At 56.2% G+C, this 18,984-nt stretch carries 21 protein-coding genes and 1 pseudogene; 5 read left to right on the forward strand and 17 right to left on the reverse strand.

Features of this window, described 5'->3' with window-relative positions; genetic code table 11:
- Positions 1 to 195: 195 nt before the first annotated feature.
- Positions 196 to 384: pseudogene (locus B3N48_RS24090) on the forward strand (cell wall hydrolase); the annotation flags it as partial.
- 1,017 nt (positions 385 to 1,401) lie between these two features.
- Here the strand turns inward: B3N48_RS24090 and B3N48_RS24095 are convergent.
- Complete coding sequence (locus tag B3N48_RS24095; RefSeq protein ID WP_296187905.1) at positions 1,402 to 2,103, reverse strand: SOS response-associated peptidase family protein; 702 nt, start codon at positions 2,101 to 2,103, stop codon at positions 1,402 to 1,404.
- A 100-nt stretch (positions 2,104 to 2,203) separates the two neighbouring features.
- Between B3N48_RS24095 and B3N48_RS24100 the strand changes: the two genes are divergently transcribed.
- The gene (locus B3N48_RS24100; RefSeq protein WP_296187906.1) at positions 2,204 to 2,635 is read left to right on the forward strand and encodes a LexA family protein; all 432 of its coding nucleotides are present in this window, start codon (positions 2,204 to 2,206) and stop codon (positions 2,633 to 2,635) included.
- Positions 2,622 to 3,911 carry a Y-family DNA polymerase gene (locus B3N48_RS24105; protein ID WP_296187907.1) on the forward strand — a complete coding sequence of 430 codons (1,290 nt, stop codon included), beginning with the start codon at positions 2,622 to 2,624 and terminating at the stop codon, positions 3,909 to 3,911. The genes B3N48_RS24100 and B3N48_RS24105 overlap by 14 nt, the downstream gene beginning before the upstream one ends.
- 357 nt (positions 3,912 to 4,268) lie before the next feature.
- On the opposite strand, the gene B3N48_RS24110 is transcribed toward B3N48_RS24105, so the two are convergent.
- From B3N48_RS24110 to B3N48_RS24170, 13 genes are all read right to left on the reverse strand, one after another.
- Positions 4,269 to 6,077 (reverse strand): DUF4214 domain-containing protein, encoded by a 1,809-nt coding sequence (locus B3N48_RS24110; protein WP_296187908.1) that lies wholly within the window; start codon positions 6,075 to 6,077, stop codon positions 4,269 to 4,271.
- A 785-nt stretch (positions 6,078 to 6,862) separates the two neighbouring features.
- Entirely contained in the window at positions 6,863 to 8,011 is a 1,149-nt protein-coding gene (locus tag B3N48_RS24115; protein WP_296187910.1) for a site-specific integrase, read from the reverse strand.
- Positions 8,008 to 8,220 (reverse strand): hypothetical protein, encoded by a 213-nt coding sequence (locus tag B3N48_RS24120; protein WP_296187911.1) that lies wholly within the window; start codon positions 8,218 to 8,220, stop codon positions 8,008 to 8,010. Before B3N48_RS24120 ends, B3N48_RS24115 begins: the two co-directional genes overlap by 4 nt.
- 114 nt (positions 8,221 to 8,334) lie before the next feature.
- Positions 8,335 to 9,282: a hypothetical protein gene (locus B3N48_RS24125; RefSeq protein ID WP_296187912.1), complete on the reverse strand. Its 948-nt coding sequence runs from the start codon at positions 9,280 to 9,282 to the stop codon at positions 8,335 to 8,337.
- A gap of 25 nt (positions 9,283 to 9,307) precedes the next feature.
- Positions 9,308 to 9,523 (reverse strand): hypothetical protein, encoded by a 216-nt coding sequence (locus B3N48_RS24130; protein ID WP_296187914.1) that lies wholly within the window; start codon positions 9,521 to 9,523, stop codon positions 9,308 to 9,310.
- The gene (locus tag B3N48_RS24135) at positions 9,516 to 10,115 is read right to left on the reverse strand and encodes a hypothetical protein (RefSeq protein ID WP_296187915.1); all 600 of its coding nucleotides are present in this window, start codon (positions 10,113 to 10,115) and stop codon (positions 9,516 to 9,518) included. The genes B3N48_RS24130 and B3N48_RS24135 overlap by 8 nt, the downstream gene beginning before the upstream one ends.
- Positions 10,112 to 10,375 (reverse strand): hypothetical protein, encoded by a 264-nt coding sequence (locus tag B3N48_RS24140; RefSeq protein ID WP_296187918.1) that lies wholly within the window; start codon positions 10,373 to 10,375, stop codon positions 10,112 to 10,114. The genes B3N48_RS24135 and B3N48_RS24140 overlap by 4 nt, the downstream gene beginning before the upstream one ends.
- A 93-nt stretch (positions 10,376 to 10,468) precedes the next feature.
- The gene (locus B3N48_RS24145) at positions 10,469 to 10,759 is read right to left on the reverse strand and encodes a hypothetical protein (RefSeq protein WP_296187920.1); all 291 of its coding nucleotides are present in this window, start codon (positions 10,757 to 10,759) and stop codon (positions 10,469 to 10,471) included.
- 10 nt (positions 10,760 to 10,769) lie between these two features.
- The gene (locus tag B3N48_RS24150; protein ID WP_296187923.1) at positions 10,770 to 13,463 is read right to left on the reverse strand and encodes a toprim domain-containing protein; all 2,694 of its coding nucleotides are present in this window, start codon (positions 13,461 to 13,463) and stop codon (positions 10,770 to 10,772) included.
- Positions 13,460 to 13,699: a hypothetical protein gene (locus tag B3N48_RS24155; RefSeq protein WP_296187925.1), complete on the reverse strand. Its 240-nt coding sequence runs from the start codon at positions 13,697 to 13,699 to the stop codon at positions 13,460 to 13,462. The genes B3N48_RS24150 and B3N48_RS24155 overlap by 4 nt, the downstream gene beginning before the upstream one ends.
- A 72-nt stretch (positions 13,700 to 13,771) precedes the next feature.
- The gene (locus B3N48_RS24160) at positions 13,772 to 14,134 is read right to left on the reverse strand and encodes a hypothetical protein (protein WP_296187927.1); all 363 of its coding nucleotides are present in this window, start codon (positions 14,132 to 14,134) and stop codon (positions 13,772 to 13,774) included.
- Positions 14,131 to 14,610 (reverse strand): YmfL family putative regulatory protein, encoded by a 480-nt coding sequence (locus tag B3N48_RS24165; protein WP_296187928.1) that lies wholly within the window; start codon positions 14,608 to 14,610, stop codon positions 14,131 to 14,133. Before B3N48_RS24165 ends, B3N48_RS24160 begins: the two co-directional genes overlap by 4 nt.
- A gap of 29 nt (positions 14,611 to 14,639) precedes the next feature.
- Positions 14,640 to 14,852, reverse strand: a complete 213-nt coding sequence (locus B3N48_RS24170; RefSeq protein WP_296187930.1) for a DNA-binding protein — start codon at positions 14,850 to 14,852, stop codon at positions 14,640 to 14,642.
- A gap of 84 nt (positions 14,853 to 14,936) precedes the next feature.
- Here B3N48_RS24170 and B3N48_RS24175 point away from each other — a divergent pair, with 84 nt between their 5' ends.
- Both B3N48_RS24175 and B3N48_RS24180 read left to right on the forward strand, forming a co-directional pair.
- The gene (locus B3N48_RS24175) at positions 14,937 to 15,287 is read left to right on the forward strand and encodes a helix-turn-helix domain-containing protein (RefSeq protein WP_296187933.1); all 351 of its coding nucleotides are present in this window, start codon (positions 14,937 to 14,939) and stop codon (positions 15,285 to 15,287) included.
- Positions 15,288 to 15,388: 101 nt separating this feature from the next.
- A complete protein-coding gene (locus B3N48_RS24180; RefSeq protein ID WP_296187935.1) occupies positions 15,389 to 15,574 on the forward strand; it encodes a hypothetical protein in 186 nt (61 codons plus the stop codon).
- A gap of 65 nt (positions 15,575 to 15,639) precedes the next feature.
- On the opposite strand, the gene B3N48_RS24185 is transcribed toward B3N48_RS24180, so the two are convergent.
- The 3 genes from B3N48_RS24185 to B3N48_RS24195 all read right to left on the reverse strand — a co-directional run bounded on the left by B3N48_RS24185 (position 15,640) and on the right by B3N48_RS24195 (position 18,826).
- Entirely contained in the window at positions 15,640 to 15,900 is a 261-nt protein-coding gene (locus B3N48_RS24185) for an ogr/Delta-like zinc finger family protein (RefSeq protein WP_296187938.1), read from the reverse strand.
- A gap of 66 nt (positions 15,901 to 15,966) precedes the next feature.
- Positions 15,967 to 16,860, reverse strand: a complete 894-nt coding sequence (locus tag B3N48_RS24190; RefSeq protein ID WP_296188060.1) for a phage portal protein — start codon at positions 16,858 to 16,860, stop codon at positions 15,967 to 15,969.
- Positions 16,757 to 18,826, reverse strand: a complete 2,070-nt coding sequence (locus B3N48_RS24195; RefSeq protein ID WP_296187939.1) for a terminase large subunit domain-containing protein — start codon at positions 18,824 to 18,826, stop codon at positions 16,757 to 16,759. The genes B3N48_RS24190 and B3N48_RS24195 overlap by 104 nt, the downstream gene beginning before the upstream one ends.
- Positions 18,827 to 18,984 lie beyond the last annotated feature (158 nt).

The following is an 18,984-nucleotide window of genomic DNA, read 5'->3' on the forward strand; positions in this document are numbered from 1 at the left end:
GAGTGATGCCAAAGGGGGGGGCCATCTGTTGGCGTAGTGGATGCCCCCGAGACCGATATCAAGGGAGTGGTTGTACGATCCCGTTGCTTTTAAAGATGATCCATCCCAGCCTAGCCCCGCCTGCTGATCACGTAAAGATACCCGGCAAGGGCCATAGCGCTAGCCCCCCGCAGGCCTCATAACAGTCCTCGGCTAATTGTTTTTCGCGAGCTTGCGCAGTGTCGCCTGGCCGCTGATCTGGTGATCGATGGGAAAGTGCCAGACCCTACTGGTGAGGCGACCCACTATTACGCTACAAGCATGTCTGCTGCGCCTAACTGGGGGAAGGGAGCGATTCGAACGCTCGAGCTTGGGCGTCACATCTTTTTCAAGGATGTTCCGTAGCAGATATCCTGAAGGATTTTCGAAAGCACTGGTTCATCTCGAGCCAAAATGGATTTCTGAATTACTCTCTTTCCAAATCATTGCTTGAGGTTATTGCGCTGCCCGACCGGGATTTGGGGCGGCCCATGACATAGGTCATACCGCCGTCTTTGCTGGTCGCGACAAATCCTAGCAGGCGCCATCCTTGCTCTAGGAGCGAGTTAACCTCGCCAACATTGTAAGCCTCTTTGATAATGGCCACGGCTTCGAATGACAATTTGGCGTCCTCGGGTCGATTGCAGTGTAAATGATTGTTCGTAGCTCACAGCTCCGGCGCAGGGGCGCGTACGCACACTAGCTCCCCCAGACGGATGTCTACGGCGTTTTCGAATAGGGCGTAGAGCGCGACAATTTCGAAGCCTCGTAGGGCATTCATAACTTCAAAGCCGCGGACTACGCCCTCAGCAAATAAACCAATATGTAAAGTCGCGTTAGGCTCAAAGCTATTGCGAATGAGGCGGAGGATCCGATGACACTCGAATACTATCGATGCTGGGAGCTCGTCTTGATCAAGGATCATTGCTGTCTCTCGGCCAGGAGGAACCCTTCCGTCATGTATACGCTGTTTACAAGACGAGGCGCATACCGTTGAGCGGTTTTATTGAAGGCGAACCTGACTGGAAAGCATCGGACCGACGGGCCTTCTTCCTTGTGAACGTTCCACTGCACGCACCGCCCAAACCTATAAGGTAAATGATTGCCTCATCAAGTAGGTCACTCGCATGAATAGCTCTGATAAGTTGCTGAGATGGAATTCACTTTGGCGTTTGGATGGCCGTCGGGTGTGCTGCAGGATGTGCCACTCAGAGCAAGAGGAATTAGATGCGGCGCTACCCTTCGAGCATTCTCGAAAGTGCGGTTATGAACGTTATGACGCCTACCCATGGCAGGATCTCAACCGAATCTCGACCGGAAACATCAGCCCTAGGGGTTGACCGTGTAAGTCGCTTTTTGGGACCGACCGCCCTAACAGGATTGTCAGTCCTGATCTTGTTTCTTGATCAGGTGCGGCCCTTGATTTCGAACATTCCCCACGTCCCTGCTTACCTCAAACCAGGTAAATTGGTCCGTGGAGCGGCAGCACTCGCGCGCGATTTCTGCTGCGCGCTCTGGGGTTGTCTCGAGATGAACCCATTCACGAGCATGCTCCGGGCTTAGTACGATCGGTCGCCGGTCGTGAATGTCCACCATCCCCTGATCCGAATCTGCAGTGATGATCACAAAGCCATCCTGCGGGTCAGGCTCTATCCCTTGATGCACTTCCGCCAGCGCGGCGAAGAACATCGGGCTTGCCTCCTTCAGCCTGATGAAAAATGGCTGCTTCTTTTTCGGGTCGTCCGGGTCTTTGACCCACTCAAACCAGCCGTTTGCCGGGGCCAGTGCGCGCCCATTCGGCCACAGCTGTTTGAAGTACTTCCCCGTCATCACCGTCTCGACTCTGGCGTTTATGGGTGCAGGGCGCTTCGCATCCTTTTTCGCCCAGAACGGCGACCACCCCCACTTCACCTTGTCCACGCTCAAGCCGGCTTCCGTCGGACGGATGATTTCGACCCGGGTGGATGGCGCGACGTTGTAGCGATCGATTGGCCAAAGGTCGTAGCCGTTGATCACCAACTGCTCTGGCGCAAGCTCCTTTAGGTAGTGGTCCATCGACTCGTAGATCGAGTAGCGTCCGCACATGATGTCACCTGTCGAAATTCGGCTTATACAGTGTTGACCGCAAGCGAACCAGAACGTTAACTGTATGTACATACAGTTATCTATTAACAGGTTCGCAATCATGAGCGTCACTATCCTAGGTCCGTTATCTAGCTCTGGCCAAAAAATCCCACTGTACGGATTCCGCGTTCCCGCGGGGTTCCCGTCGCCGGCCGCAGACCATATCGAAAAGCACATCTCCCTTGATGAGTTGTTCGACATCCGCGCGCCGCACGTGTACCTGGTGAAAATCGAGGGCGACAGCATGCAGGGGGCGGGGATCTTCTGCGGTGACTTGGTCATAGTGGATCGCAGTGTGGACGCGGTGCACGGCGATATCGTTATTGCCTCCATCAACGCCGAGCCAGTTTGCAAACGCTTCCATAGGCGCGAAAACGCGGTGATCCTCATGTCAGAGAACAGCAAGTTTCCATCCCGCTATGTGCTAGAGGGGGACGAGCTGGTGATTTGGGGAGTCGTTAAATACAGCGTTCGCGACCATGACCACGCCTGAGCCGGTATTCGCGCTGATTGACTGCAACAGCTTCTACGCCAGCTGTGAGCGCGTCTTCCGCCCGGACCTGGCCAAAACCCCAATCGTTGTCCTGTCGAACAATGATGGATGCGTGATCGCCCGCAGCTACGACGCAAAGCCATTTGTGAAGATGGGCGCGCCCTATTATCAGATCAAAGATCACCTGCGTCGGAACGGTGTCGTCGCGTTCAGCAGCAACTATGCACTGTATGGCGACATGAGCGAGCGGGTCATGATGATCATCGAGTCGATGGTTCCGGCGCTTGAGGTGTACAGCATCGACGAAGCTTTCGCCGATCTGACCGGTATGACCGGTATGACCGGCGACCTGACAGCGTTTGGTCGTAAGATCCGTTCCGCCATCTATCAGCGGACGGGTATCCCAGTTGGCGTCGGCATCGCTCGAACCAAGACCCTCGCCAAGCTGGCGAACCACACTGCAAAACGGTTGCTGGCGAAGACTGGTGGCGTTGTCGATATTTGCGATCCCTTCAAACGCGACTGGACGCTGCGAAACACCGATGTCGGCGAAGTTTGGGGCGTTGGCAAGCGCATGAAGGCACATCTTGAATGTATGGGTATCAAAACTGCGATGGACCTGGCCAACGCCGATGCATGGACCCTGAGAAAGAAATTCAGTGTTGTCATCGAGAAAACCGCCCGTGAACTCGCTGGCACGCCATGCTTGGAACTGGGCGAGGCCGACCCGCCGAAGCAGGAGATATGCTGTAGCCGAATGTTCGGCACCCGGCTGACCGAGATCGATCCGATCAAAGAAGCGGTGGCCACGTACACACAGCGCGCGGCGGAGAAGCTGCGAGCTCAAGGCTCTATGTGCAAAAAGATCCGAGTCAGCATTCGCACGGGCATGTTCAACCCTGAAGAGGCCAAATACGCGAACGGCGCCCTAGTCGAACTGCCGTACGCTACAAACGATGTGCGGCTGATGACGAAGGCCGCAATGGAGGCAGTGAACCGTTTATTTCGTCCAGGTTTCAAATACAGCAAGGCCGAGGTTCTGTTGATGGATCTGCGTCAGCCTGGCGAATTCACAGGTGACCTGTTCGCGCAGTCGCAACCAGCAGAGGCCGAAAAGGTGATGAGCGTGCTTGATGAAATCAACGGACGATGGGGGAGAGGTACGTTGCGTGCGGCGAGTGTACCTGCTGACCCGCCGTGGGCAATGCGCCGAGATCTTATGAGCCAAAGTTTTACCACCAAGCTTGATCAGCTTTGGACAGTGAAAAGTATCTGATCAAATAGCCCTTATGATCCGTTCATCCTGCATCTAGGCGGACTCATAAGCTGAGACAGACTACCCCTGCTTCGAGTGTAATGGACAAAGAGACCTGCGTCACATGCTGTCTACTTGCCATTTGAGGGCCGCGCAGGTAGAGTGTTCTCGACTGTCTCCAATAGTCGAAGTCGATACCGGAAAACCCTGCACCTTGACGAAGGTGCGGGGTTTTTTTTCGTCCATGCTCCACAAGCGGGACGTCCTCGTCGAATTCCATGATTATCGACCCAATAAAAAACCCGCCTTTTTAGGGGCGGGTTTTTAGGGTCGCCTGCGATGTGCCGAAGCCCATCGCAGTCGCCACTCACATGGCAATTAAGCTACGTGAGAGATAACACCGTTCGCGAATGTAACTTGCGAAACGTCGGTAACGCCAGTCAGGGTGATGACGGCAGCGTTGTCTGTAGCGTTAGCAGTCGCCAGTACGGCAGTCGAGCTACCGAAGGCGGTAGTTTCAACTACTGCCTTAACATCGGTACCATCTTTGACGAAGAACACTTCCAAGGCGTTATTGTTACCACCAACCAAGTGACCAGAAGCATCAACGGTAGCGGTACCCAGCGTGTAACCTTCGCCGAGATACAGGGAGTCGCCAGCGCCGAACTTAAGGCCGAGGTCGTTGTTCTGTGCGATTTTGGCTGGGAAGAAGAAAACGTCACCTTTGTCGGCAGTGCCAGCACCGTCTGTAGCTTCAAGCAAGGCCTTGTTGCCGTCTACTGCTGCTTGAGAATTCGCAGCTGCTTTAGTCAACGCAGTGTACGCATTGTCCAGCGAACCGTATTTAGCAACGAAGGCGTCGACCGACTTCGAAGCATTCAGTTTTGCAGTGTCGGCAGCCAATTTGTCGTAGGAAGCCTTGTAAGCGTCACCAGTGCTCAGCGTAGTGTTATCGTCATCACCGTCAGCGTTCGTCAAAGCGGCACTTGCCTTGTCATACGCAGCTTGAGCAACTGCTTGCGAATGCTCCAGAGCAGCAACAGTCTTAACGGAATCAAAGGCCGAAATGCCAGCGAATGCCTTGGTGATGGTATCGATCTGGGCAGAAGTAGTGTTAGCGTCGACCAGAGTGGTGAAGATGGTGGTGGTAGTCGTACCATCAGCCAGACCAGCAGCCTTCACAGCAGCAGCGTAAGTAGCTTTGTTAGCATCGTTATTTGCATACGCAGCAAAGGTAGCCTGAGCTTGGGTGATATCCCCATCAGTCGCACCTTGGTTAGCAGCCAGCGCTTTGGAGGCTGTGTCGTATGCAGTGATGTTAGCTTGGGCAGCGGTTTGTTGATCTTTAGGCAGCGTGCTATCAGTCAGATAGTTAGTACGGGCGGTAGCCAGATCCGAAGTATCGGTAGCTACAGTGCTAGTCAGCGCCTTAGTATCCAGACCTGTCTGAGCAGTAGTAATGCCGTTATCGATCGCTGCTTTCAAACCAGTGTATGTGCTGGTGTTGTCGACAGTGATGTTCACGTTGTTGATCAGACCAGCTTTGTCATTGGTAACAGTCAGAGCAGTCAATTCTTTTGCCAGAGCGCTGATGTCGGCCAACTTGTTGGTTTGATAGGCGGTCACGGCAGCATCAGCGGCAGCGTCAGCTTTGAGGGCGGCAACAGCGGCAGGAACAGCAATGCCACTCAGCGAGCCGTCAGTCAGCTTGCCCAGTGCGTCGGTCACGCTGGTGTTTGTGCCGTTAACGTCAGCAATCACTGCCTTGGCGTCAGCGGCTGTGTACTGGCCAGCAGCTGTCGAAGTGTAAACTTCAGAAACCAAAACCTTGTTAGCAACGACTTGAGCGTCTGCCGAAGCAGCACCGTTGACGAAAGCAGTCAGCAGCAGGTCAGCATTGACGGAAGCGCCGCCACCGGTGGTCCAGTAAGCCAGGCCATCTGCATCAGGTGCGCGACCGAAGAGGTTGTTGTAAATCTTAACAACGGTGTCTTCGCGAGTCAGACCGCCGTAGATAGCTTTGTATTCTGGTTGCTCGTTAACGAAGTTAGCGCGCAGGTCGTCCAGAGTCAGCTTGGCTGGAACAGTGTTCAGCTGGTCAGCCCAGTAGTCCAGACCAGCTTTGTCGGCAGCGCGGCCCAGGTAGGCAACGTAGAGTTGTTGAATTTGTGCAGTGGTAATAGCCATTACGCTTTCATCTCCAATATGAGTCGATATTCCAACTCAGGCCTCCACCCGGAGCGAAGGTCAACCGACCTTCAGCCTGATTGCCACCCCTAGGAGTGGTGGCGATTTATGAGACAGCGAAAATCGCCGACATCTCAATCAGCGTCTCTGATAGGTCATTTTTTAACCGCTTCAAAGACATAGCTGACAGTTGCTCGCGGATCATACATGGCAAAATGGCTCCAAAACAATAGGAGAAATCCCCCCAAGTACGCCGCCTACATGTGTCGTCCGTCACAACCTAAACTGAAGTGATGGCATTTTGAAAGATTCATTCGTTCTATGAGTAGTTCCAGAGTGCCGACCAGTGGGCGTCTCCTTGACGCGGGCTGTCAAAAAAAGCCCGTCATAGAGCCGTCGCGATTCAGCGGTATGCCTCCAAGAAAATTATTAAGCGGGCTATCTATATAGAAGAAGAAAAGTCGCGAAGCGCGGCCGTCGATCAGGGCATACGGATGAAGGCCGACCAGTGGTAGCGGGCTGTGGATAGATTTTGGCAGTGCCGGAAGGATAGGGCGAAATTGTACGTAGATTTGTACGTGAGGCAGAAAAACGAAGGGCCCGCATTTCTGCGAGCCCTTGTTTTGTATGGTGCCGGCACCAGGAGTCGAACCCGGGACCTACTGATTACAAGGAAGGTGGTCCAAACATATGAATCAAGGACTTACGCGATTCCTTGTTACGTGCTGATGCGCTGAAGCCCGCATTGTTAGCGGGCTCCATAACCTTTGTTACGTGGGATTTGCTCAGTCAGCGGAGGGGGAAACTACGGGCACGCTAAGGTCGTAGACGTCCATCATTTTGGGGTCGCGATGACCGCTGGCTTCTTGCTTGTCAGCCCGATTGCCGGTGGTGTCCGTGATGCCTCGGCGCTTGAGGTCGTGCAATGCAAAGCGCTGCTCAGGCGTAATGATTTCGTCCTTGAGCGCAAGGGTGATGAAGCGCTGCCAGGCTGTATCGAGACTCGACTTTCGCAGGGCGCCGCCGTGGCTGGCCACGATGATCGGGCGTTTGCCTGGAGCAATGGGGATCGGCGTCTTGCGTTTTTCCCAGGTGCGGGAGCGGTAGGCTTTCGCACTGTCCCAAACGGCGCGTAGACGCGGTGTCCACCGAACAATGTTGTCCCGGCTTCCTTTCCGTCTGTTGGTCAATATCCCTTCGTCCAGCTCGTTGGCATCGGTAAGGGTCACCACCTCAATGCCTCTAAGTCTGCACAGGTACGCCAGCTCCATCGCGATGGAAAGGTACTCCGGGCATCCACCTGGTTCGTTGCGTGCGAGTCGGCCACGTGCTGTCGCCCTGTCAATCAACTCGTCCATAACGTTCTGGATCGGCAGTCGGCGCTGCTTGCGTTCAACAGGCGCCTCGATCCCTAGCGCCGGGTTGACCTCCAGAAAGCCACGGTTCCGACCCCACTGCAGCACTCGTCGGAGGTATCGCAGGGCGTGCGCAGCTTTCGAAGGCGTGCCCTCATCTGCCAACCTATCGACAATGCGCTGCACCAGGGCGGCAGTGAATTTCTTCACCGCAAGATCGCCGAGCGGCTTGCCGAGTTTGGTTGGGATGGTCAGCAGAACGTCGCGGGAGTAGCAGTAGTCATCGTGCGTCTTTGGCTTGAGCTTTTTATATCGATCGCTTTCATGAAATTTCTCACAGACATAACGAAGCGTGCCCCTGTCAACGTTCGACGCGTCGTCCATGATCCGATGCAGTTCAGCCAGCGACACGTCGGCAGGTGCCACGTTACGCCGGCGCTGTTTACCGGTTTCGTCCCTGTGTAGGGTGTACCAGACACCGCCGGCCCGATGATCAAAGTAAATGGCCGCGGGGAGCGCGGCCTGGTCGATGTGAGCTGGTATGTGCGGATTGTGCTTCCGCTTGCGAGCTTTCTTCATAAGATGTCTGCGTCGTACCGCTCCGACAGGACCGGCCCAACGCCGCCCGCCAAGTTGATCAAATCAATGGTAGTCCATGGCCCAGTTCGACCACGGAACATCCGAATGCCCTGTTCGATCAGTGTGCGTTCCACGTCCGACCGGCGCTGGTAGCCCGTGATGCGCTGCAGGTCCTCAAAGTCGAGGACCGATGCGGTTCCATTTCCCATGGTATTTCTCATGAAAAAGCCCCGCCGGCATTGTGGCGCAATGCCGGTGGGCTTGTTATTAGAAGTTGTTGGCAGGTTTTCTAATGGCTCGAAGTGTAGCTACCCGCGATGCGCTTATTGCCCTGCGTCCCGTTTTGCGGAAACACGCTGCCGAACTGAACGAGCAAGTCTCAGGAACACGTCTTCATTCACGCCGAAGCTGAGAGCTTCCTGGCACGCTGACGACGCCAGTTCGCGCAGAGCGTCATCCAGATCGTCGCCGCGCTCGACTGCTCGTGCTGATTTTCCTTCAGTGATAGGCGCTATCGCTACATCGTGTATCCGCTGGGCAAGCCCCTTCAGATCGTCCGAGAGAGAGCCATCGCCGCGATACAGCGCGGTACTGGCCATCTTGACGAGCATTTCCTTGGACTCAATCAGCAACCCCAACTGGTCCAGGTCTCGTTCCTGCAGAGCGTGAATTTCCATTCGGATAGCGTCGGTATTTTGTGAGCCGTTCGAAACGATTAATCCGGCGCCGATCAGATCGAGGGATGCGCGAAGGCTGTCCCGTTCAGATTGCAGGCGATCGAATCGTTGCGCACATGCTTCGATAGCGCCGTTCCACTGCTGCGCCATGTCCCATTCGTTGTAGATGTTGTCGCCGACGATCTTCATGCCGCTGTCGTCAATGAGCGCCGGAAGCAAATCATCATCCAGCAGATGTTGGATTTGGGTGGATAGGGTTTCCAGTGTGCGCTGATTCCAAGCCTCCAGCGCCTCGCTGATCGAGACGTAACACAGAGATGTGAGCGAACAACCCAAGCACTCAACGATGAATCCACGTTGCCACTCGGTGAGCTTCGCCCGGCAACCGCAGCAAGGACACGCCCGAAGCCCATCGGTATGAACTTCACGTACAAACTCGCTGGGCGGTTCTGGCGCGGCAGCAACCATTGCGTTGTAGATGACGTATTCGCTATTGCTTCCGGTTTCCTCCATATATTTACGGGCGGCTTCAGCGCCTGCGTCCTGCATTTGACGATGCGCAACGGTTGGAACGAGTTTCCACTGAACGGTCATTTTCATTGTCCTTCTGATCAAGAGGTTAGCGTCTGTAGCGCTGTTCTTTTGCGAGACGAGCGGCCAAGCGTTCGGCCATTAGCGCCGCCCATTCCTCGGCTTTACGCTCCTGGCGCGCGCGGCTGCAGGTCTGGTGATTTCGGGCCGATCGGGCGCGCCCGCAGATGTCGCAGATGCTGGGAAGGTCCAGACGCTTACTGGCCATCGTGGGCCGCTCGCGCATCGCCATGGTTTTAGGCATCGGCCACCGCCTTGACTTGGAGCTTCGACTGGCGGGCAGCTTCGTACTCGCTGGTGGTTATCTCAGTTGCCCCACTGATCCAGCCGGCGGATGGTCTGCCGTACGCAACGTTGGCCAAGTGCGCTGCCTCGTTGATCGAAAACCCGAGATTGAAATAGGCAACGGAGTTGAATTCGAAAAATATGCCGCCTGACAGCAGAAGGTTTCCGGTGTTGATCCTGAGTTGGCTCCACGTTTCATGAATGCTTAAGCGCGGAGGGCAGTTTTCATTCCACTGCTCGACGAGCCGCTTATGCTCGTCACGGATAGCGGCGCGTTCTTGTTTGCTGATGCCTTTGGGCGGTATAGCGTTGGTGCGCAGCGACCTGTAGCCGTGGTCATCAGGGCGGCACCAATGCACGTCCAGTTCCCGGCTGCTACTGAGCTTTACGCCGCCGGCATAGCAGGAGGTCATGTCTTGCATCGGTGCGATTACGCCCCCGAACAGTTCGCCCAGCCGTTTCATCGCTGCTCTTTGAGCGTCTTTCCGATCGTAGAAGTCTCGGACAATCGCGACCGTGGCCGGTGCTTCGCTTTTGTAGAAATAGCTCATACAGATGCTCCAACAGAAATTGGTTTGGCCAGCAGCTGGGCCACAACAGCGGTTTCGTTCTCGCTGAGGGCTCCGAGGTGATGGGCCATGGTGGCCAGACATTCGAGGCGAATTCGCGCATCGGGTGACTTGCTCACCTGGTAGTCGAACAAGGCGGTACCGACGATCCGTATAGCCATCAGGTGGCGGGCTGACTGCGCGCCCTGGTCGTGCGATGTGATAGCCTTCGGATCGCCGCTGCTTTGGTGCTGTGCTTGCATGGTGTTGCCCTCAGTGGTGGTCGGTGTCGAGGGGGTGCCACCCCTCGATGCCCTTCAATTACCGGCGCTCGCCGGCGTTCTATCGATGATTCGCTAGGCCTTTCGCACCAGGTGAATCACCAAATCTTCAAACTTCCCTTCGTCATCGCAGGAGTTCCACTCCAGAACGCCCTGGACGTGTGCCCGCGAACAATCCATCACGAGAATTTCGCGTTCGCCTCGAACGGCGCGGACTTCCAGAATCCCCACCAGGCCGTCGGCGGCGTAAGCCTCGGCATGCACGATCGGAAGGCCGTCAGGCGTTTGTTTCAGCCCTGCGATGACAGTCCCGATCACGTCAGATGAATCGTCAGTTCCTGAACTGCTAATCACTTGAATCTGCATCGCTTCCTCCTCACGCAGCCTGGAAAATCCAGCACCGGACGGTTTTGGGCTTGTTAGCGGCGTCGACGTCCCAGGACGAGCACACGTTTCTGTTCGTCTCCACGAATTTCGGGCACTTGCTGGTTTTCAGGTGGCGTTTGAGTTCGGTCAGATCCGGAACCTTCTGCCGCTTCTCTGCCGCCTCTTTCGCGAAGTCGTTGAGGTTGACTGCGATCAGGCTTTCATTGCGCGAGTGGTTCAGTCCGCCGGCGGCGCTGTTGAGGTACTCGTACAGCTCCCAAAACTCGACCACGATCGGGTGATCAGCATTGATGGCCAACTGGCGCTCCTTGGCCATGTCCTGAATCTCGGCGTGTGCCGCGTCAACCTGGTGCTGCTGCAAGGGCACGACATGCACCAGGGCGTCGACCAAGGCATGCAGTTGAGCGTGGTTTTTGGCGATACGGACGGTGCGAATTTCAGGTAACTGCAGCAGCTTCTGTTCGTAGCTGGGCACGCCCGCTTTCACGGTCTGCATTACTTGGGCTTCCCTGGTAGTCGCCATCACCAGGAACCCGCTCACCTTGTCCACTGGCATCTGCTCAAGCTCTTCCACCAGCAGTTTGGTTTTCGCGGTCTGACCGTCTTTGGTCATGCCGACGTGAGCAATACGCTGCAGGATGGGTTCGGAGGCATTGACGGCATGGTTTTGGGCAAAAACGAAAGCCCCACGAAACGGCGGTTCCCGCGTGTCGTTGCCGTTGTTCTTCACGCCGGTCGACCGAACGCTGCGCCCGTTGTAAGCGGTCTTCAGTTCGTCCCAGTCGTATTGTTTAGTGGCGCTACCATCGGTTTTTTCGCGCTCGGACTCGATCAGCACGACGGGCAGATTCCCGACTTGGGCGAAGTTACGTGCGCGGGCAACCGGCGTGCCTTTGGATGGGTCGAAACCTTCGTAATCGAGGCGTCCGAGCAGCTTCCAAAGGAATTCGATCAGCGTCGACTTACCCGCGCCGGCCTCACCGACAACCTCAAGGAACAGGTAGCTTTTCTGGTGCTGCCGGATCTGCTCTGCGAACAGGGAGCCCAGCCAAAAAGCCAGAACGACAATCCCTTTGGCACCGAAGCACTGCCAAAGGATTTCCAGCCATCGGGTGGTGAACTTGTTCAGGTCGGTATTGATATTTAGGGCAACAGATTGGCTAAGCGTCTTAATGCTCAGTTTGTCCATGTCGAAAAAGTCCTCTTCGTTTAACTCGTAAACCTTGCCGTCACGCACTGCCACGTCGCCGTAGACGTACGCGCCGTGCTCACGGGTGTACCCGGTGAAGTCGATGGTCTGAACGGTCTTGAGTGCGTTGGTTTGCTCTTCAATGAACGCATCCAACTGCTGCGTGGTGCCGGTGAACATCCCACCAGGTGCAATGCCGAGCAGGCGTTTCTTGAATTCGGCGGACGATGCGATTTGCGAACTGGTGAAGGTGTTCTTGATCGGCGCTGCGTCGTGAGCGAACGTGATTCGGAAGTAGTACCAGGACTCGTCTGTAAGCTTGTTTTCCTGGTAGTACAGGGCCTTCGGGTTACATGTCGCGATACGTTGAATGGCGCCGCATTGCTGCATCGCTTTTGCCCGACGCTGTTTGTCGTTCAACAGCTGATCGTCCTGGTGCTCGCTATCCTCCAGGTCCTGGATCGCACGGTTATATTTTTCAAGATCGAGCTTGAACCAATACAGCCGGTTTCCGAACTCCAAGTGAAATTCGCTACGGCGATTCCAGTCGAAGAGCACCAGTGCTTTTTCAGTCGCGTTATCAGCAATCAGCAGGGCACCGTGATGACGCGCAACCGCGAGGTCTTTCGTAACCTGTGCATCACGCTTCTCACCGGTGTCTAAAGCCCACCAGCGCTGATGCAGGTCATTCCAGTCAACCTTCCTGCCGTCACGCTGGGGGATCTGTGCTGCTTCGCAGACAAAACCCAACTCACGCGCCTGGCGTACCCATCGTTTGGTGTAGGCGTGCGCACCTGGCTCGTTGTCCAATGCCCAGATCAGCTTCGGCATATTGCCGGCGCGATCGATGGCCAACTGTCGGAGGGATTCGTCGGGAAAGGCGTTGGAGGACATCGCCGACACAGCGGGGATGCCGTTATGCACCAGGGCGATCGCATCGAAGATTCCTTCAACGATCCACAGTTCTTTGACGTCCAGCAGCTCGACGCACGGCGGGCACCACCAGACGCCCTTGTAGCTTTCACCAGGCTTGAACCGAGCCTTCATTTTTCCGAATCGCGCAGGGCGGTCGATCAGGCGTTCCCAGTAACCGCCTTTATCAAGTGCGAAACGGACAGTGGCGCTGCCGGCGTCGTGCTGAGCCGAAAAGTAGGTTTCCTGAGTGAACCAACCTGCAATAAGCGACATATCAAAGCTGCGAGCAAATTCCATGTATGCCCGTGCTGTTGCCGTTGGCGCATTGTCCGTAGCCGGGGCGCGCTTGCTCCAGTCCTCAAACAGGTCGTCGTATATTTCTTTGACATGCAGAGTGTGGCCACACTTTTCCTGCCGGCCACAGATCAGCTGCCACGGGCTGTCGAAGCGTGTGTACAGCTCTTTCTTATTACATTTTGGGCAGGTGCCACCGCGCATGTAATTAGTCGGCACGCGGTGTTTCAGGCCGTAATCGGACTGGATGCGCTGCAGGACGTCGTGACGAAGATCGTCTCTCATGATTGCTTCACTGCTTTAAGGCTGAGGGACAGCGCGGCCATCAGGCGTTTTTGCGCTGCCATCGCTGGTTTCTTCTTGAGGATTGAGCTGTGCCGTTCTCCGTCCGGGACGTAGCGAAACTCATCCGCGTACCAGTGCTCGTTGAGGCTTGTGCTGTAGCTTTGGCGCATGGCAGCTAGCAGCGCTTCGGCCTCTGCAGCTGGCATTTGGGCGGTGATTTGCAGTGCGTTTCCCATCAAAAACCTCGAATTCGGGCGCAGCTCACCCAAACCCACGGGAAGCGGGATAGGGCGTTGTTAAAGGGGGTGTTACGAGTGGGTCAGGCGGAATCGCCCGTTATCCGGGGTATTGATGATGCGTTCATAGATCAGGCTGACCGGGATAGCCCAGGCAATGCCGGTGAAGGGGTCGACGATCACCGAATGGGTATCGGTACTGGTCAGGACATCGAGGCGCTGCCGATCGCGGATCGCGTGCAAATCAGCCAGAGCCAGACCGACGATCTGCTCTGCTTTGCTGGTGAGGATGTCGAAGTCATTCACTAGGTGCTGAACCGCCCTGCCGAACAGCATCTGGTCGTTGCTCAAATGCTCGGAGTGATGACGCTCCAGGAACGCAAGGGCTGCGGCTTTCAGAACGTCCAGATACTGCTGGGCTGCAGGCGTCGTCATTGTGCTGACTCCGGGCGTTGGCGGTGCAGCTCGATCGCTGCCAGAACTTCGGCGTGCCGCGCAGCCATGTGCAGGTTATGGGCAGACATGATTGCGTCGGCCTCGGCTTCGTTGATCACACCGTCGCCCAGTGCTTTGGCAATGGCCTGGTCCACAGTCCCACGCTTTGCCGCGACCTGTACCGACATCGTGTACAGCTCGACGCCATCCAGTTGTTCCGGGTCCGCGACCGGAACGAAGATGCCGCCATAAAGCGCTGCCACGTAGTTGGCCATGTGAGTGGTGTCGGTCTCTAGCTCCAACTGACGGATCTGGATTTCAGTCAATGGCCGGATGCCGTTGTTCTCGTAGGCGTGGTTATCGAACTTCTTCAAGTTCATGCCGAGGCGAGCAGCAGCGCATTCGCGACCACCGGGATACGCGCAGATGATCGTGCTGACCACTTCACGCAATGTACTTAGAACCTGAGCTTTCATGTTCTGGTGTCCCCTCAATGGCCTGGCCATTACTGTGCAATCACGCCGTCTTTGATTCCGAGCAGTACGGCGGCGCGATGTGCCTCCCCACGGCGACAATGGCTCTGGCCACTCAGCACCGCGTAAACGGTGCTGGGGTTGAGCTGATGCTGAGTTGCAAAATCTTTCACCGTCTGCCCTCTGCGCTCCAGCGCTTCGCGCGCTATTTGACGGGCTTGCTCGGTGGTGGTGCTGTTCGGCATAGTGCAATTCCTTGCGACTTCGTGTGATGTCGTGCAAAGGATGTGGCAAAAAACTGCCAATGTAAATATGCGGATGGAAAAATATTGACCCTTTCTGAAGAAATCGGGGCGCGCCTTCGTGAGCAGCGTTACGCCGCTGGATTGACACAAGATCAGGTGGCGGAAAAGTTGGGAGTGTCTAAACGGACCCAAGGAAATTACGAGGCGGGTTCCAGCGATGCCACGGCTTCTTACTTGTGCGTCGTGGAGCGAGAGCTTGGGTTTGACGTGGCGTACATCCTGAGTGGCGTAAAAAAAACGCTCGCTGCAGATACATTGAGTCAAGAAGAAGACATGGTAATCAAGCAATACCGCAGCATTCCTAGCGAGGATCAGGTCGCGGTTCGTCGTTTCTTGAAGGCGATGGCAGACGACGCTGCAAAGCAGTCGACTTAAGTTGTAACAAAATATTTGAAACATTACTTACACCCCGCCATATAGCAGTCAGCAACCCGCCGATACCTTCGATTCAGCTATGCACAATCGGAGAATCACGCATGTTGGATAACACCAAGGTTGGTAATCATTTCCCTGAAGCAATTGAGTTTGAATGGCACACGCTGACGAAGATCGAGCGGCGCCTGATTCAGGTTTATCGCCGTCTCAGCGAGCAAGAGCGAAAGCAACTGAAACGCCTCACAGAGCTGCTGGCTGAAAACCCGGAAGAAGGTTTGGCCACGTAACACCGCTACAACCTGCAGCAACACGTAGGTCATCGCCGGCTATGCGGAGGTCGGCGATCCGGGCGCTACGCCACCGCTTGTGTGCCCAACTGATCGAACAGCTCCCGCTGTTTCGCCCTGGGCAAATCCTTCAAACGATCAAACAGCATTCGGTCAAATGTCTGAGCCGAAGGGCTGAGCGTGTGCGAGTACGTGAGGTTCGCAACCCACGTGTGCCCGCACTTTGCGTCCAGGCACTGGCAGTAGAGTTTGACGAACATCCGGGAGACTTCCTCCCGTGAGCTGATGCGCCCTTTATGTTCGCAACTGGTGCAATAGATCCGCATGATTCCCTCCCCAGGGCTAGCTGACTGGCCACTATATTGCCATGTTTTATAGGTTGGATCCCTTCTTTAAACACTAGATGTAGTGTTATCAACTGTCTGTGAGGGGTCTCGCCAGTGGATTTGCCTGTCGGCGCGAAGGGTATCGTTCACCTGCTCGAAAAGTTGACAGATCGGACGAATCTCGTTGCTTGTGTACACCCGATCAATCTTTTCGATATCGCCAAAACCTGCGCTGTTCTCCGGGATGATCCCGGCCAAGGCTGGGTTCATTCGCCAAGCGGCGATCACGTCGTTGCGGGTGATGTTCTTGACCTTCTCCAGCTCATCCTTCGCCTGGAAGTCGCCGACCGGGATGATCTGAATGGCCTTCTCGCTGCCACCGGGGATGTTGACGAACATCGACCGAAAGTTGCCGACGCCTTTGGCGTTCGCGATCTGCGATTGAAGACTGTCTTCGTCCTCCTGGCTCATGTTCGGGTCGTTGGAGTAGAAGATGTAACCCACGTGAGCGCCGTTCGCGTAGTAGCGGCGGCGGAACAGCGTGGCGGCCTCGTTGAGCAGCAGCGCCTGCAGGCCGCCCAGGTAATCAGGCACACCGTAAATGTTTTGTTCCACGTCGTAGTTGAAGATGTGTTCAATCTCATGCTCTTCAAACTCGACCTCTTTCCCGCCCGGCAGTAACTGGACAAACCCGCCGCCGATCTTCACCCGCATGTTGATGGCTGGCAGGTGCTGCATCTCTAGTACCTGCCCCAAGGCATTCGGGTTGCGATACAGGTAGGTCTCACCGAACACCATGAAGTCGAGCGCGGCGCGGCTCATCGTCGCTGTGGAGAATCCATCCGAGGGGATGAACTCACGCAGCAGCAAGTTGCGCTTGAACCCTGGAATTGCGCCGTGGTGAGCGTTGGCCTTGAGTAGCTTGGCCAGCCCCAGGCGCGACACCGGCGGCGTGAACACCTTGCCGTCGTCGCTGGCGAACACGCCCAGGTACTGCGCGATGTTGTCCGCCAACACCGCTTCCGGTGCGCCGAATGTGAATGACCGCATCGGCCCTTTGGGCGCGTGCACCGGTTGTTCTTGCTGCTTGCTGTGGCGTCGAGACATGTGACCCTGGTCCGCTGGTGACGTAGCGGCTGCGCCGCGACTTGTTGGTGTTTAGGGGTTCGTTGGCCAGGGCGTGCATGATTGCCCATGCGATGTCCGCGTGGCCGGTGGCATCGGTGCGGGAAGCGCTGTACGTCACCTGGCCGCTGCCAGTGGTGCCGCGCTTGATGGTCAGGAACGCCTGGGCGATGTCGCTCCAGCCGGCGTCCCATTCGATACGGCTCCCCTGAATCGTGTCCTGTGCTTTGAGCACCAACGTGTTTTTGGTCTCAAGGCTGTAATGGATCGAGGTCGCACGCGGGTAGAAGTCGCGCACCAGGTCGAACACGCCGTAGCCGATGCCCGTGGTGTCGATACCGATGTGCTGGACGTTGAAGCGCTCTGTCAGCTTCTTGACCTGTTCAGCCTGGTACTTGAACGACTGGCCACGCCAGCTGTGTTTCTCCAGGATGCGGAATTTGCCGCCTGTCTCCAGCGGTGGCGCGATGACCACGCACGTCGCGTCGTCGCGGGTCCGACTCGGGTCGTAGCCGATCCAGACCGGGCTGTTGCCGAATGGGCGCGGGTCGTCGGGATCGTAGTCGGTCCACAACGACAGGTCGGAATAGCACCGCTCCAGATCGGCCAGGCCGAAGGCGCTTTGCGTGCTGTCGATGAATTTGCACATGAACAGCTGTTCAAACTTGTCCTCGTCGTACTCCAGCTGCAGCTGCTCCAGGTCGAACAGATCGCAGCCGCCGGCAATGGCGTCGAGGATGGTGATGATCTTGCGCCATTGCCCGTCCGGACAGAGCGCGCCGGACGCGATGTGCTGGTCAGTCGGCCATGGGTCTTTCGCGTTCTTGCGCTTGCTGTTGCGGAATTTCTCACCGGTCCAGAACGGGTACGCCTGGTGCGATACGGCGCTGGGCGTCGAGAAGTAGGTTTTGCGCCACTTCTTGTGGGTGGCCATGGCTGACGCGACGGTGTTCAGCTTCTCGAAATTCTGAATCCAGAAGTATTCGTCGACGTAAACGTGGCCATGGTGACCCTGCGCCGTGCTGCTGTTGGTGCTGAGAAAGCGCAGCTCTGCCCACGGCTTGCCGTCTTTGCTGAGCACGATCGGGTTACCGGTCAGCTCCAGCCCGAACCACTCCTGGGCGAACGAAATGATGTAGCTACGGAAGATTTCAGACTGTGCGCGGCTGGCCGACAGAAACACCTGATTGTCGCCAGTTAGCACCGCGTCCATGAACGCTTCGCCGGCGAAGTAGTAGGTCAGACCGACCTGCCGACTTTTCAGCACGTTGCGGATCCGCGACGTCAGCGGGTTCAGCTTCGCCTGGTACAGCTCCTTCTGGTAGCCGTACATTTTGCTGATGAACTTGTCCAGGAAGTCGACTTCGGTCAGTTCGCTGACGTCGTTCTTTGGTGCCTTCTCCCGCTTTTTCCCGCCTTTGCCGCTCCGCTCCCCTCGGTCACGTCGCTGGCTGCGCTGCTCCTGATTGGGCTGGCCACTGTCGTCCTGATGGTCGACGAGCGCTGGCGCAGGTTTTGTGCACTGCTTACCCAAGCGTTCGCGCAGGGTTGTGAGTCGGTCCAGCTCGTTCAGGTCATCCTTGCTCAGTGAAGTCTGCTTCTCCAGGAGCAGCGTGATACGCCGGCTCACTGCTGTCAGTGGCTCTTCATCCGTGAGCATGTCTTCCCAATTGCCCTGGCGCATCCAGTAGTAAACGATCCGAATGCTGGGCAGGTTGAGCTGCGCCTGAATTTCCTTCGCTTTATAGCGACGCAGAAATAGGCGTTTGGCGGCTTCTTTGACTTCGGTTGAGTAATACATGGGCCGCAGTCTATGCGGCGAAAACGCGGGAAACGCGGGGTTAATTTCCTCGAATAACCTACAACTCGATTATAGGAGATACGCGCAGGAGAACCGTTTGTTAGAGGGGCTGCAGCTCCATATCGTGGGGCCTCAAATCACCGATTGAGCGCAGTTAT

The sequence above is a fragment of the Pseudomonas sp. UBA1879 genome (assembly GCF_002338065.1).
Lineage (GTDB): Bacteria > Pseudomonadota > Gammaproteobacteria > Pseudomonadales > Pseudomonadaceae > Aquipseudomonas.